Source organism: Mycoplana sp. MJR14 (assembly GCF_029210525.1).
GTDB lineage: Bacteria > Pseudomonadota > Alphaproteobacteria > Rhizobiales > Rhizobiaceae > Mycoplana.
The window spans coordinates 470,137-484,933 of record NZ_JARGEO010000004.1; the positions used below are offsets into that span (position 1 = coordinate 470,137).

General features: G+C 65.2%; 13 protein-coding genes and 1 tRNA gene. 6 read left to right on the forward strand and 8 right to left on the reverse strand.

The window, feature by feature from the left end:
* Positions 1-33: 33 nt before the first annotated feature.
* Both P0086_RS12760 and P0086_RS12765 read right to left on the reverse strand, forming a co-directional pair.
* The gene (locus tag P0086_RS12760; RefSeq protein ID WP_275785967.1) at positions 34-1,956 is read right to left on the reverse strand and encodes an autotransporter assembly complex family protein; all 1,923 of its coding nucleotides are present in this window, start codon (positions 1,954-1,956) and stop codon (positions 34-36) included.
* Positions 1,957-2,237: 281 nt separating this feature from the next.
* Complete coding sequence (locus P0086_RS12765) at positions 2,238-2,489, reverse strand: glycine zipper domain-containing protein (protein ID WP_112595321.1); 252 nt, start codon at positions 2,487-2,489, stop codon at positions 2,238-2,240.
* Between the two features lie 431 nt (positions 2,490-2,920).
* Here P0086_RS12765 and P0086_RS12770 point away from each other — a divergent pair, with 431 nt between their 5' ends.
* The 4 genes from P0086_RS12770 to hemA all read left to right on the forward strand — a co-directional run bounded on the left by P0086_RS12770 (position 2,921) and on the right by hemA (position 8,151).
* Complete coding sequence (locus P0086_RS12770; RefSeq protein WP_275785970.1) at positions 2,921-3,409, forward strand: (2Fe-2S)-binding protein; 489 nt, start codon at positions 2,921-2,923, stop codon at positions 3,407-3,409.
* A gap of 123 nt (positions 3,410-3,532) precedes the next feature.
* Positions 3,533-5,884, forward strand: coding sequence for a xanthine dehydrogenase family protein molybdopterin-binding subunit (locus P0086_RS12775; RefSeq protein WP_275785973.1), 2,352 nt, complete (start codon positions 3,533-3,535; stop codon positions 5,882-5,884).
* Between the two features lie 13 nt (positions 5,885-5,897).
* The gene (locus P0086_RS12780) at positions 5,898-6,692 is read left to right on the forward strand and encodes a xanthine dehydrogenase family protein subunit M (protein WP_275785976.1); all 795 of its coding nucleotides are present in this window, start codon (positions 5,898-5,900) and stop codon (positions 6,690-6,692) included.
* A 244-nt stretch (positions 6,693-6,936) separates the two neighbouring features.
* Entirely contained in the window at positions 6,937-8,151 is a 1,215-nt protein-coding gene (gene hemA / locus P0086_RS12785; protein WP_112595316.1) for a 5-aminolevulinate synthase, read from the forward strand.
* A 41-nt stretch (positions 8,152-8,192) separates the two neighbouring features.
* On the opposite strand, the gene dxr is transcribed toward hemA, so the two are convergent.
* The gene (gene dxr / locus P0086_RS12790; RefSeq protein ID WP_275785978.1) at positions 8,193-9,386 is read right to left on the reverse strand and encodes a 1-deoxy-D-xylulose-5-phosphate reductoisomerase; all 1,194 of its coding nucleotides are present in this window, start codon (positions 9,384-9,386) and stop codon (positions 8,193-8,195) included.
* Between the two features lie 183 nt (positions 9,387-9,569).
* Here dxr and P0086_RS12795 point away from each other — a divergent pair, with 183 nt between their 5' ends.
* Positions 9,570-10,286, forward strand: coding sequence for an META domain-containing protein (locus tag P0086_RS12795; protein ID WP_162702492.1), 717 nt, complete (start codon positions 9,570-9,572; stop codon positions 10,284-10,286).
* 39 nt (positions 10,287-10,325) lie between these two features.
* Here P0086_RS12795 and P0086_RS12800 read toward each other — a convergent pair whose 3' ends face one another.
* From P0086_RS12800 to P0086_RS12820, 5 genes are all read right to left on the reverse strand, one after another.
* Positions 10,326-10,580, reverse strand: a complete 255-nt coding sequence (locus P0086_RS12800) for a DUF1488 domain-containing protein (protein WP_148149504.1) — start codon at positions 10,578-10,580, stop codon at positions 10,326-10,328.
* Between the two features lie 150 nt (positions 10,581-10,730).
* Positions 10,731-11,039, reverse strand: a complete 309-nt coding sequence (locus P0086_RS12805; RefSeq protein WP_148149505.1) for a hypothetical protein — start codon at positions 11,037-11,039, stop codon at positions 10,731-10,733.
* Positions 11,040-11,205: 166 nt separating this feature from the next.
* A complete protein-coding gene (locus P0086_RS12810) occupies positions 11,206-11,616 on the reverse strand; it encodes a hypothetical protein (protein WP_148149506.1) in 411 nt (136 codons plus the stop codon).
* Between the two features lie 476 nt (positions 11,617-12,092).
* Positions 12,093-12,169 (reverse strand) — tRNA-Arg (locus P0086_RS12815).
* A gap of 202 nt (positions 12,170-12,371) precedes the next feature.
* Entirely contained in the window at positions 12,372-13,532 is a 1,161-nt protein-coding gene (locus P0086_RS12820; protein ID WP_112608518.1) for a M20 aminoacylase family protein, read from the reverse strand.
* A 197-nt stretch (positions 13,533-13,729) separates the two neighbouring features.
* Between P0086_RS12820 and P0086_RS12825 the strand changes: the two genes are divergently transcribed.
* A complete protein-coding gene (locus P0086_RS12825; protein ID WP_162714995.1) occupies positions 13,730-14,788 on the forward strand; it encodes a D-alanyl-D-alanine carboxypeptidase family protein in 1,059 nt (352 codons plus the stop codon).
* Positions 14,789-14,797 lie beyond the last annotated feature (9 nt).

Sequence of the window (14,797 nt, forward strand, 5' to 3'; positions counted from 1 at the left end):
GTCGCGCCTCCAGGCGCGCCGGAGCCCTCCTGTTCAGAAGGCCTGGCCGATGCCGGCATAGATGCCGAACGAATCGCCGCCCTCGTAGGGGTTCAGCGGCACGGCGACGTCCAGGCGGATCGGCCCGAACGGCGTGCCGTAGCGCAGCCCGACGCCCGCGCCGGCGCGGATGTCGCTGAAATCCGGCAGTTCGTCGCGCGAGACCGTACCGACGTCGATGAACGGGACGATACCGATCGTCTCCGTCACGTTGACGCGCACCTCGGCCGAGGCGACGACATAGGAGCGGCCGCCGAGCAGTTCGTTGTCGTCGTTGCGCGGCGAGATGTCCTGGTACCCGTAGCCGCGCACCGTGCCGCCGCCGCCGAGATAGAAGCGGCGCGGGGCCGGGATGTCGGACAGCGTCGGCGCGCCGACGATGGTGCCCGCGCCGAGCCGGCCGGCCAGGACCACGCGTTCCTCCGCGCCGAGCGCGCGATAGATCGAACCGGACGTCTCGAAGCTCGAAAAGAAGGTGCTGCGCTCGAATTCATAGGTCGGCTTGGCATTGATCATCGCCCGGTAGCCGGTCGTCGGGTTGAGCTTGTTGTCGCGCGTGTCGCGGACATATTCGAGCGGGATGGCGGTCGTCAGGTAGAAGTTGTCGCCGAAGGGGTCGTCCACCTGCATGGCGGCAACCTCGGCGCCGCCCGATACCGTGTCGTGGTCGCTCAGCTCGAACGTCGCTCCGACGGCGACCGTCCCGGTGGTCGCATAGTAGGCGTCGGTGTCGTCGATCGCCGCCTTGATGCTGGCGGTAAAGGTCGAGGCGGGGCCGAAGGCGCCGGGCTTGGCGAAGAGCAGGCCGAGCGAATAGCCGATGTCGTCGACGCCGTTGCCTTCGCCGATGCCGTTGATGGAACCCTCGATCCGCAGCGATTCCGCCCGGCCGAACAGGTTGCGATGGCCCCAGTATCCCTGGAGCCCGAAGCCGTCGAGGGTCGAGAACTGGGCGCCGGCGCCGAAATAGCGCATCTTGCCCTCGGAGACCTCGATCGTCATCGGCAGCGAACCGTCGGGGGCGAGCTTCTCGGCTTCCTTGATCGTCACGCTGGAGAAGACGCCGAGCTGCCGCAGCCGGTCGGCCGCCTTGGTCAGCCGCTCCGGTGAATAGGGCTGGCCGGCATTGATGCGCGAATAGTATTTGACGAAGCCGGCATCGACGTCCTTCGTCCCGGTGACGCCGACCGTGCCGATGTCGGCGACCGGTCCGCCTTCGGCGGCGATGATCACGTCCACCGTGTTCGTCTTGTGATCGGCGATCGCCTGGCGATCGGTCAGCTTCGCCAGCGGGCGGCTCTCGGCCTTCAGGTCCGCCACCACCCGCTCGCCGGCGGCGATGATGATCGTCGAATCGGCACGGGCGCCGCGGACCAGGCCATAGTCGGCCGGCGTGCGGCCGGCGGCGTCGCCCTTCAGCGTCACCGTGTCGAAGGTGAAGGCGGGGCCGGGCTGGACGGTCACGCTGACCGGAACCGCGCCGGAGGGAAAGCTGGGGTCCGGCGGGAGCGAATCGATCGGGATCCCGTTGATGCGGATCTCCACCACGCCGCCGTAGCGGGCCTTCTCGTAGAGTGCGGCGAGGATGCGGTCGCGGTCGTCGCGCGCCTTGATCACCAGGCCGAGGTCGCCGGAAACGGGCTCGCCCTCGTCCTGCTTGAGCAGCGCCGCCGCCTCGATCACGCCCTTCAGTTCGTCGTCGTCGGTGCCGGCATCGAAGGTGAGGGCATAGTTGACCGGGTCGATGACCTCCGGCTCTTCCTCGTCGCTTTCGAAGAAGCGCATGCCGAAGATCTTGAAGGCGAAGGCGGGCTCGGCTGCGAGCGGCAGAATGGCAAGCGTCGAGGCGAGCGCAAGACTTGTTCCAGCCCGCAAGAACGCAATACCCAATCTCGGCCGGTCGATACGCTGCCGCATCCGCTGTTGCTGCCTCTCCCTTTCCGGGTTCGGTCCGTCCGACGACGGTCGTCCCCCGGATTGTGCGGCACCTGCAGTCCGAAACACGGTCTGACAGGCCGCCCAGGCTCGAATTGACTCTAGCCTGTTAGCATTTCCCTAAGATTAACGACCGTTCTAGACCGGGACCGGGAAAATTTGAAGCGTCTTGCGGATTTCCGTCGCGACCGTTGCATCGATGCAAAAAACCCCGGACGGGGCCGGGGTTTTCGTGAAGATGCGGTGCCGTGTTCCGGTTCGGATCAGCAATCGTCGATGTAGCGGCGGCCGTAGCGATCGCGGTAGTAGCACTGGCCGGGCTGGTCTGCGACGTGGCCGATCAGGGCGCCGCTGACACCGCCGATGGCTGCGCCGACGGCGGCACCACGAACGTTGCCGGTGACCGCGCCGCCGATGATGGCGCCGGTCGCCGCGCCGATGCCGGCGCCTTTCTCGGTCTGCGTGCAACTGGCGACCGACAGGCCGACCAGCACGAGCGCAATGGCTTTCTTCATCAAAATCTCTCCAGGTTCTAGCAGGACGGGCATGCCGCCGCTGTCGGACGTCTTTCGAAACCGGCCGCGCCGGCTTTTCGCATAAGCAATGTCACAATTGCGAACAATAAGGCGGAAAATGGGGAAGTCTATGGGTTTAAAGTATTTTTTTGGATCGCGAATAAAGCCGGTCGATTTTTCGTCGTGATTCAATTTTGCGACACATTTTTCGCGCCGGGGGAAAGAAGCGGTTGATTGCAAATTGAAAACGTCGAATGATGCTTCCGCTGCAGGGCATGCGACGCCGAGGGTCGTCGCATGCCGCCGCCGTTCGAAGGTCCGGCGCGCAGCGGGAGGAAGTCTGCAGGTGTTTCGGGTACTCGAAATCGCCTCAAAAGCCGCTTTCGGATCCGGAGTGCCTCACGCGTGCCAAGTCACGAGGGAGGAAGCGCATGACGAAAGTTTCGATGACGGTCAACGGCCGTCAGGTGAGCGGTGACGTCGAGGACCGCACCCTGCTCGTCCATTTCATTCGCGACAGGCTGGGCCTGACGGGCGCGCATGTCGGCTGCGACACGTCCCAATGCGGCGCCTGTGTCGTGCACATGGACGGCAAGGCGATCAAGAGCTGTTCCACCCTGGCGGTCCAGGCCGCCGGATCTTCCATCACCACGATCGAGGGCCTTGCCAAGGACGGCGAACTGCATCCGGTGCAGGCGGCCTTCAAGGCCAACCACGGCCTGCAATGCGGCTTCTGCACGCCCGGCATGGTGATGGCCGCGGTCGACATGATCAATCGCCATGGCGGCAATCTCGACGAAGCGACGGTGCGGGAAAACCTCGAAGGCAACATCTGTCGCTGCACGGGCTACCACAACATCGTCAAGGCCATCCTCGCCGCCGCTGCTGAAATGAGCGCGGGGCGGCAGGCTGCGGAATGATATGCGGCGGATGGGCAATAGCGAGTAGCGCGGCGTTGGAAATGCGCTTCCTGGTGCGATCTGCCGCCTGCTCGATTCTATTCGCCATTCGCTATTCGCTGTTCTCTCGGGAGGAGATGACTGATGGGCGTTGAAGGCATCGGCGCACGCGTGGCGCGCAAGGAAGACAAGCGGTTTCTGACCGGCAAGGGCCGGTATACGGACGACATGGTCGTCCCGGGCATGAAGTATGCGGCATTCGTCCGCTCCCCGCATGCGCACGCGCGGATCAGGGGCATCGACAGTTCGGCTGCGGAAGGGATGCCGGGCGTGATCGGCGTGCTCAACGGCAAGCAGATGCTCGACGACGGGATCGGCAACCTGATCTGCGGCTGGATGATCCATTCCAAGGACGGCAGCCCGATGAAGATGGGCGCCTGGCGGCCGATCGCGCACGATACCGTGCGCTATGTCGGCGATGCCGTGGCGGTCGTGGTCGCCGACAGCGTCGGCGAGGCACGCGACGCCGCCGAGGCCGTCGTGGTCGACTACGAGGAGCTTCCGGCCGTGACCGATGCGGTGATGGCGCTGGAGCCCGGTCGGCCGCAGCTTCATCCCGAGGCCGCCGGCAATCTCATCTACGACTGGGCGCTGGGAACCGGTGAGGCCGAGACCGACGCGGCGATCGCCGCCGCCGCCCACGTCACCGAGATGACGATCGTCAACAACCGCCTGGCGCCGAATGCGATGGAGCCGCGCGCGGCGCTCGGTGTCTACGACGCTGCCGATGACCATTACACCTGCTACACGACGAGCCAGAACCCGCACGTCGCACGGCTGGTGATGAGCGCCTTCTACAATGTCGCGCCGGAGAACAAGCTCAGGGTGATCGCGCCGGATGTCGGTGGCGGCTTCGGCTCGAAGATCTTCATCTACCCGGAGGAGATCGTCTGCCTGTGGGCTTCGAAGCGCACCGGCGTGCCGGTGAAGTGGACGTCCGACCGCACCGAGGCGTTCCTGACGGACGCGCACGGCCGCGACCACCACTCGACCGTGAAGATGGCCTTCGACGCCGACAACCGCATCACGGCGCTGAAGGTCGACACCATCGCCAACTTCGGCGCCTACATGTCGCTGTTCTCCTCGGCCGTGCCGACCTACCTCTACGCGACGCTGCTCTCCGGGCAGTACGACATTCCGGCCATCCATGCCAATGTCCGGGCGGTCTACACGAACACCGCGCCGGTGGACGCCTATCGCGGCGCCGGACGGCCGGAGGCGACGTTCCTGCTGGAGCGGACGATGGAAACGGCGGCCCGCGAGCTCGGCATCTCGCCGGCGGAACTGCGGCGCAAGAACTTCATCCGCTCCTTCCCCCACCAGACACCGGTGATCATGAACTACGACGCCGGGGACTACGAGGCGTCGCTGGAGGCGGCGATGCGGGAGGCCGACTGGGCCGGATTCGGCGCGCGCAAGGCGGAGGCGGAAGCGCGCGGCAAGAAGCGCGGCATCGGCATGAGCTGCTATATCGAGGCCTGCGGCATCGCGCCGTCTGCGGCGGTCGGTTCGCTCGGCGCCGGCGTCGGGCTGTGGGAATCGGCGGAAGTGCGGGTGAACGCGGCCGGCACCATCGAGGTGCTGACCGGCTCGCACAGCCATGGCCAGGGGCACGAGACCACCTTCGCCCAGCTCGTCGCCGACCGGTTCGGCGTGCCGATCGACAGTGTCTCGATCGTCCACGGCGATACCGACAAGGTGCAGATGGGCATGGGCACCTACGGCTCGCGCTCGGGTGCCGTCGGCATGTCGGCGATCGTCAAGGCGCTCGACAAGGTCGAGGCCAAGGCGAAGAAGATCGCGGCACACCTGATGGAGGCCGACGAGGGCGACATCGTCATCGAGAACGGCGAGGCGAAGGTGGCCGGCACCGACAAGACCGTGCCGTGGTTCCAGGTGGCGCTGGCGGCCTACACCGCCCACAACCTGCCGGCCGGCATGGAGCCGGGGCTGAAGGAGGGGGCGTTCTACGATCCGTCCAACTTCACCTTCCCGGCCGGCTGCTACATCTGCGAGGTCGAGGTCGACCCGGAAACGGGGAAGACCGACATCGTCCAGTTCGTCGCGGCCGACGACTTCGGCAACATCATCAATCCGATGATCGTCGAGGGCCAGGTTCACGGCGGCATCGCCCAGGGCATCGGCCAGGCGCTGCTGGAGGGCGTGCACTACGATCCGCAGACCGGTCAGCTCTTGACCGCCAGCTACATGGACTATGCGATGCCGCGCGCCCACGACCTGCCGTCGTTCAAGGTCTCGCACCAGAACACGCCGTGCCCCAACAACCCGCTCGGCATCAAGGGCTGCGGGGAGGCGGGGGCGATCGGTTCGCCGCCGGCGCTGATCAACGCGATCACCGATGCGATCGGCAACAACGACCTGACCATGCCGGCCACGCCCCAGAAGGTATGGGCAGCCGTCAACGCGGCGCAGTGAGGGGGGAACGGAGATGTATGCAACCAACTACCATCGGGCGTCCTCGGTCGCGGATGCGCTCCGTCTCAAGGGCGCGTCGGACGAGGCCAAATATGTCTCGGGCGGGATGACGCTGATCCCGACGATGAAGCAGCGGCTGGCGGCGCCGTCGGACCTGGTCGACCTCCGGCACATTGCCGAGATGAAGGGGATCACGGTCTCGGGCGGCCGCGTGCGGATCGGCGCGGGGACGACCCATGCCGAGGTCGCGCAATCCGCCGAGATCAAGGCCGCCTGCCCGGCGCTCGCCCATCTCGCCTCGCTGATCGGCGATCCGCAGGTGCGTCACATGGGCACGATCGGCGGCTCGATCGCCAACAACGATCCGGCCGCCGACTATCCGTCGGCCATGCTCGCGCTCGCAGCCACGATCGTGACCGACCGCCGCGAGATCGCCGCCGACGATTTCTTCACCGGCCTCTTCGAGACCGCGCTCCAGGACGACGAGATCGTGGTGGCGGTGACGTTCGCCCCGCCCGAGCGGGCCGGATATTCCAAGTTCCCGAATCCGGCGTCGCGCTATGCCATGACCGGGGTCTTCGTCGCCAAGGGGCCCGGCGGCGTGCGGGTCGGCGTGACCGGCGCGGGCGCCAACGGCGTGTTCCGCCATGCGGCGATGGAGGCGGCCCTTGCCGGCAATTTTTCGGCGCAGGCGCTCAACGGCGTGACCACCGATCCGTCCGAGCTGCTGTCGGACATCCACGGAAGCGCGGAGTACCGGGCGAACCTGGTCAACGTGATGGCCAGACGGGCGGTTGCGGCCGCCTGAGGGCCATCGGCCTCGGCCAACGACACATCGAGGACGGCTTCGGCCGTCCTCGGCTTGCATATACTTGACATGCATCAAGCAAGAGTGGTTTCTGCCGTTGTAACCTATCTTGGAATGTTTCAAAGGTAGGCGCGGTTTTGCCGCAGTGCCTTTGCATTGCGGCAGCAGCCTTCGGGGTGTACGTCGAAGGGGAAGCGGGCGAGATCGCGCCCGGGCATGCCGGGGAACCGGTCTGGAGACAATGATGGACTTTGAGGCTTTCTTCAAAAACGAGTTGGACGGGCTGCATCAGGAAGGCCGCTATCGCGTCTTCGCCGATCTGGAGCGCCACAGCGGCGGCTTCCCGAAGGCGACGCGCCACACCGATTCGGGCACGCAGGAAGTCACCGTCTGGTGCTCCAACGACTATCTCGGCATGGGGCAGCATCCCACCGTCACCGGGGCGATGAAGCTCGCCATCGACCAGTGTGGCGCGGGTGCTGGCGGCACCCGCAACATCTCGGGTACGAACCACTACCACGTGCTTCTCGAGCGCGAGCTCGCCGACCTGCACGGCAAGGAGGCGGCGCTGCTGTTCACCTCCGGCTACGTCTCCAACTGGGCCGCGCTCGGCACGCTCTGTTCGAAGATCCCCGGCATCATCATGTTCTCCGATGCCGGCAACCACGCCTCGATGATCGAAGGCATCCGCCACTCCAAGTGTGAGCGGGTGATCTGGAAGCACAACGACCTGAAGGACCTGGAAGCGAAGCTCGCGGCCGCCGATCCGCGGGCGCCGAAGATCATCGCTTTCGAGTCGGTCTATTCGATGGACGGCGACATCGCGCCGATCAAGGAGATCTGCGACCTTGCCGACCGTTACGGCGCCATGACCTATCTCGACGAAGTGCATGCGGTCGGGATGTACGGCCCGCGCGGCGGCGGCATCGCCGAACGCGAAGGGCTGATGCACCGGCTGACGGTGATCGAGGGCACGCTCGGCAAGGCCTTCGGCGTCATGGGCGGCTACATCGCCGCTTCCACCGCGCTTTGCGACTTCATCCGTTCGTTCGCGTCCGGCTTCATCTTCACCACCGCGCTGCCGCCGACGCTGGCCGCCGGCGCGCTCGCCTCGATCCGCCACCTGAAGGAAAGCCAGCAGGAACGCTTCGCCCATCAGGAGCGCGTGCGCCGGCTGCGCTCGCTGCTCGACCGCAACGGCATTCCGCACATGCACAACCCCAGCCACATCGTGCCGGTGGTGGTCGGCGATGCGGCCAAGTGCAAGTGGATCTCCGACCTGCTGCTCGACAATTTCGGCATCTACGTCCAGCCGATCAACTATCCGACCGTGCCGAAGAAGACCGAGCGTCTGCGGATCACGCCGACGCCGCTGCATTCGGATGCCGATATCGACCATCTGGTCGGTGCGCTGCATTCGCTGTGGTCGCGCTGTGCGCTGGCCCGCGCGGTGGCCTGAGCCCGCGTCTCTTCGACCCGAGACCTTGCGATGGCCGCGGCTTACGCGGCCATTTCCTTTTGGGCGATGATCGCTTCGGCGCGGCGGCGGGCTTCCGTGTCCACGGCGAAGACCTCGTCCATGCTCCGGGCGGCGCCGAAATCCTGCATGTCGTCCATCACCTCTTCGGCGATGTCGGCCATGTGGAGGAAGCCGATGCGGCCGTCGCAGAAGGCGTGGAAGGCCGTCTCTTCGGCCGCGTTCATTACCGCGCTCTGCATGCCGCCGCGCTCGAGGGCGGTGCGGGCGAGCCGCAGCGCCGGGAAGCGCTCCTCGTCCGGCGCCTCGAAGTCCAAGCGGGCGAGCTTGGCGAAATCCAGCCGCTCGACGTTCAGGGCCGGGCGGTCGGGATAGGTCAGCGCATAGCCGATCGCCGTGCGCATGTCCGGGCAGCCGAGCTGGGCGAGCACCGAGCCGTCCCGGTAGCCGACCATCGAATGGACGATCGACTGGGGATGGACGATGACCTCGATCTGGTCGGGGCGGACGTCGAAGAGATGCTTGGCCTCGATCATCTCCAGCGCCTTGTTGAACATCGAGGCGCTGCCGATCGAGACCTTCAGGCCCATCGACCAGTTGGGGTGGGCGCGGGCGACGGCGGCAGTGACGCCGGCCATCTGCTCGCGCGTCCAGGTGCGGAACGGCCCGCCGGAGGCCGTCAGCACGATCCGCTCCACCGCGTGGCGCTGGTCGTCCTCCAGCGCCTGGAAGATGGCGCTGTGCTCGCTGTCGACCGGGATCAGCCGGCCGCCGCCGGCCGCCACGGCCTGCACGAAGAGGTCGCCGGCGGTGACGAGGCATTCCTTGTTGGCGAGCGCGATGTCGGCGCCGCGTTCGGCCGCGGCCAGCGTCGGCGCCAGGCCGGCCGTGCCGACGATCGCCGCCATCGCCCAGTCGGACGGCATCGCCGCCGCCTCCATCAGCGCGTTGCGCCCGGCGCCGACGGCGACGCCGGTGCCGGCGAGGGCCTGCTTCAGGTCGTCGTAGCGGGTCTCGTCGGCGGTCACCGCCATCGCGGCGCCGAAGGTCTTCGCCTGCTCGGCCAGGAGCGCGACATTGCCGCTGCCGGTCACGGCGACGACCTCGAAGGCCGCGCGGCCGCCGAGCTGTGCGATCACGTCGAGCGTGCTGGTGCCGATCGAACCGGTGGAGCCAAGGATCGTGACGCGGCGTCGCTTTGCCTCGCTGGGTGCCATGATTTGTTCCGCGATCTTTTTATTGTCTTGATGAGGCTCTACAGCCGATTGACGCGCGCAACAAGGTGTTGATGCGCGTGCCGGCGATTGCGCTGTCGCGCACGGCGCTTGACGTTTTCATCGGAGCGGCCATAACGTCGCCGCTGGCGATCCATTCGCCCTAGACAGATTTGGAGGATGCCCGTGCGGTTATCGTTGAATGCGCTGGCAGCTTTGCTGCTGCCCCTTGGCTTCGCGTCGGCCGGCCATGCCGCCGACGCCCTGCCGCAGGGGCTGAGCGCGACCTGGGTCGTGGAGGACCTCAACGGCAAGGGTGTCATCGATAACCTGCAGACGACGCTGGAAATCCGCACCGACGGCTCCTATGGCGGCAATGGCGGCTGCAACACCTATCGCGGAAACCTGAAATTCGAGGCGGACGGCACGGTGAGCTTCGCGCCGGCGGCGGCGACCCGCAAGATGTGCGCGCCGGCCGTCATGGACCAGGAGCAGAAGTTCTTCGACGCGCTCGGCACGGTGCGCTCGTGGCGGCTCGAGAACGGCCTTTTGCATCTTGCCGACAAGGACGGCGGGCATGCGATGCGGCTGGCCCAGTTGAAGAACACCACCGACATCGTCCTGCAGGTGCCGAACACGATCTCGGTCGACCGGCAGACCGTTTCCTACAATTGCGACGGCGACCTGAAGCTCAAGGCCGATTACATCAATGCCGAATCCGTCGCGCTCGCCATCCTCAGCTTCGGTGAAAACTTCGTGATCGCCAGCAGCGTCCTGTCCGGCTCCGGCGCGCGCTATGCCGGAGCCCAGTTCGAGTGGTGGACGAAGGGCGACGAGGGCACGCTGAAGGACCTGACCCAGGGCGACAACGCCGCCGGCATCACCTGCCGCAGGGCGCCCTGACGCCGGCGCCGAGCCCGCGGCATCGAGCTTGCGCGGCAGCTATCTGAAATCTTGCACGTAAAGAGTCCGGCGCCCACGTGCATACACTTTGGTCGCCACTTCGAGAATCGTTCCGCGTGCCGCATCGAATGCCACCAGATATTCAGAATCAAAGATCTCCGAAGATTTTGGCTTTATGAGTGCGGCAGCCTCAATGAAGAATGGCACCTCGAACATGCCGTCGTAGCCCAGAAAGCGGACGGCGTTTCGCGCATCATCGTAGCTGCGACTGCGGTTTGGAAAGATCAGAGTCATGGATTGCGCCTTTCGCTAATGGATGCAGCCAGAGTGAAGGCAGTCGCACTGAGAAAAAATCGAGGCCGGGTTGGGTGTAACCTCGACCATATGGGTGAAGGCTAAGCGATTGCTGGCTACCAATGGATATGATGGGAGATGGTCGCTCCATCACTCCAAGGAGCGCGTTGGCCTAGCGTGTGGGTCAGGCATGTGGGCAGCCGTTTCGGCGTCATTCCGAAGTGCGCTCGCAATCTCGTCCGCAGACACCTGCAGAAACTGGCGGGTGCCCGCTTCAATAGAAATTGCAGGGATTTCAAGGTGGGTCGCCACGCGCCTGTAGGCCACAAAACTAACCCCTTCGACAAGCTCTTCATCAACGACGAGACGATAAGTTCCGGCTTTCAAAGGCACCACCAAGCTGCTCAGTACAAAGGGATGCAAGAAAGTAATCTCGCTGTTTGTCGTTCTCTCTATCATGTCTGGTACCCCGCTGTTCTATTGCAGTGACTTTTGCTCACTCGTCGTCGCCTGATCTTGGTGGCCTCCGGGTTCAGGGCGGAATGTCCAGACCATCGCGACTGATAGCAGGACCAGAAACGTTGCGATCAGTGTTCGGCTAGACATGGCCGGTTACCTTTTTCGGTCAGGACAATTTCTGACGACCATGGAGAGGGAGCACGGGGTGACCGACCGCGCCGCCTTCATTCTCCCAGGTCTGTTCGTCTGCAATGGATTGGGCACTCGACTTATCGACGACAGAACGGAGTTCTCTCAGATTGCTGGGCAACCCTTGAATGGCATAGCGTGCAAATGGTGATTTGTAGGGAGGCTTGTTCACCTCTGCCTTCCCGAAGATGTACTCCAATTGCGCCGAGAGAGCATACGGAGAGGTCTCCCCCGCCAGAAACAGCTTCATCACGAGGAGTGCGGCTGCGTTGAATTGTCGCTCATCATCCCTCAGAAAACTGGCGTCATAGCCAGCATTCTTCAAGATTGATTGGATCATTGCCATTTCTGCAGGGGAGATGACGGTAACGCTGGGATCGGAAGACATGTCGTCCTCCTCTCATTGGGGCCAGGGTAACTAGCCCTCAAACGGTAGTGCCCGTGACATTGCTACCGACGCTTTGAGGGTGCGCTTATATAACACCTAATGCAAGCGAGCGCAGGTTTCAAACAGCAGCCCACACGCTTGGCATGCGAACTACGTTGCGGCTTAGGCCTTGCGGTCTTCAATTAAGGACAAGATCAACGCCAGAGTGGGACAAAGGTAAAAGAAAAGATAGCGATTTCAGCGGCCCGGGCCCTGCCCCACACGTCCGCATCATGTTGAGAAAAAACGTATCTAGGAGAACTCTTCCGTCTCGAACCTTTCGCGCTGGCGATCGGTATTCCGCCACGCGTCATGTGCCATTCATGCGCCAACGATTTCCCGCCAACCTGCGGCATGCGCTGTAATTGTTGGTAAAATTGGTAAAGACATGGCGCATGGCGCGGCGCATGAAAATAAGTCTAACGTATTGATTTTGATGGTGATCCCGCCGCGATTCGAACGCGGGACCCCCAGATTAGGAATCTGGTGCTCTATCCTGCTGAGCTACGGGACCACTGCCAGAACCCATACAAAAGCCGGAGCTTGAAGCCAAGTGCTTTTCGGTACGCGGCAGGGCGCAATTTCGGGCGGGCCGCAAGCCGTCGTTGCGATACTGTCCCCTCCGGGCGAGCGCACGCCGGCAGCGCGAGGAGGTGACGACCGGTTCCCTGTCACCTGGCCGGCCCGCGCAGCTCAACGTTGCCCGGCTCTCCGCCTCAGGCCGGGAGCCTCGTCTCCACCAGCTTCACCCAGTAGCTGACGCCGTGGGGGATGGCGTCGTCGTTGAAGTCGTAGGCCGGGTGGTGCAGGCCCGCGGTGTCGCCGTTGCCCATGAAGACGAAGGCGCCGGGGCGGGCTTCGAGCATGTAGGCGAAGTCCTCGCCGCCCATCATCGGATCGATCCCCGCATCGACCTTGCCGCGGCCGGCGATCTCCTCTGCGACGGCGACCGCATGGCCGGTCTCGGCGGCATGGTTGACGACGACGGGGTAGTTGCGCTGGTAGCGCACGGTGATCTCGGCGCCGTGGGCGGCGGCGAGGCCGGCGCAGAGCTGGCGGATGCGGGCCTCGGCCTCGTCGCGCACGGCCGTGCTCAGCGTCCGCACGGTCCCCGACAGCGTCGCCGTCTCGGGAATGACGTTATAGGCGAAGCCGGCGTTGAACTTCGTCACCGAGACGACGAGCGAGGCGATCGGGTCGGTGTTGCGCGAGGCGATCGTCTGCAGGGCGCCGACGATCTGCGAGCCGAGCACGATCGTGTCCGTCGTGCGGTGCGGCTGGGCGGCGTGGCCGCCGCGGCCCTTGATGTGGATGTCGAACTCGTCGGTCGCCGCCATGATCGCGCCGGTGCGGGTGCCGAACTGGCCGACCGGCATGCCCGGCATGTTGTGCATGCCGTAGACCTCGGTGATGCCGAAGCGGTCCATCATCCCGTCCTTCACCATCTCCCGGCCGCCGCCGCCGCCTTCCTCGGCGGGCTGGAAGATGACGGCGACCTGGCCTGCGAAGTTGCGCGTCTCGGCCAGGTACTTCGCAGCCCCCAGCAGCATGGCGGTGTGGCCGTCGTGGCCGCAGGCGTGCATCTTGCCGGGGACGGTCGAGGCCCAGGGCTTGCCGCTCTCCTCGTTGATCGGCAGCGCGTCCATGTCGGCCCGCAGCCCGATGGTGCGGCCGGGCGCGCTGCCCCTGATGACGCCGACGACGCCGGTGCGGCCGATGCCGGTCACGATTTCGTCAACGCCGAACTCCTTCAGCCGTTCGGCGACGAAGGCTGCGGTCTTCTCCACGGCGAACATCGTCTCGGGATGCTGGTGGATCTGACGGCGCCAGCCGGCGATCTCGTCCTGGAGTTCTGCGGCGCGGTTCAAAACGGGCATGCGACGTTCCTGTTCCTGTCTGGGCGAGGGGCGGGCGAAAAATCGACGCCGATTCGCCGTGGGGCTTTGCCATCAGCATGCCATATAGGCTAAATAGGCGGAGCAAACGAGACAACTCCCGAATTTCCGAGGACAGGCCCTTGCAGATGACTGGACGGTTCATGCGCCGCGCGACGGCCCGCATTGGAGCAGCGACCGTGCTCGCCGCCACCTTTCTGGCAAATGCCGCGCTCGCCGACAGCGGACCGCGCATGCTCGTCGACGTCAACACGCTGAAGGTGATCGAGCACCGGGATGCCTTCCGCAAGTGGTATCCCGCCTCGCTGACCAAGCTGATGACGGCCTACACGGTGTTCCGCGCGATCAAGGCCGGCGAGGTGACGCTCGAGACGCCGGTGGTGATGACCAAGAACGCCGCCGCCGAGCCGCCGAGCAAGATGTATTTCAAGCCGGGCCAGGCGATGACGCTCGACAGCGCGCTGAAGATCATGCTGGTCAAGTCGGCGAACGACGTGGCGGTCGCCGTCGGCGAGACCGTCGGCGGCTCCGAGCAGGCCTTCGTCGCGCGGATGAACGCGGAAGCCGCCCGCATCGGCATGAGCTCGTCGCACTTCATCAATCCGCACGGGCTGCCCGGCAAGGGGCAGTACACGACGGCGCGCGACCTCGCCGTGCTGGCGGTGATGCTCAAGCGCGAGTTTCCGCAATACGCCTCCTATTTCGCGCTGGAAGGGTTCACCACCGGCAAGAAGCAGTATTCGAACTACAACATGCTGATCGGCCGCTTCGACGGCGCCGACGGCATGAAGACGGGCTTCATCTGCGCCTCCGGCTTCAACCAGGTCTCCTCGGCCACCCGCGGCGGCCGCAGCGTCGTCTCGGTCGTCCTCGGCGAGGAGAGCCTCGGCGCGCGTGCGGACCAGTCCGCGCAGATGCTGCAGAAGGGCCTGACGGAACGCGGCGGCGGGCCGAGCCTCGGCAGCCTCGCACCCTATGGCGACACGACCACCGTTGCGGACATCTCCAAGGAGATCTGCAGCCAGCACGCCGCCAAGGTGCGCAGCGAGGGCCGCGACGAGGCGGGCCGCCAGAAGCTGCTCTCCCCCTATATTCACGAGATGAACCGGCCGCCGCGCTATGTCTTCGCCGGCCTGATCGCGGGCGGGGCGGCCAAGGCCGGCGCCACGGAGACGGCGACGGTGGACATCGGCGACGGCGGCAACATCCCGATCCCGGTCCCGCGCCCGACCTTCTAACAGCAGGAA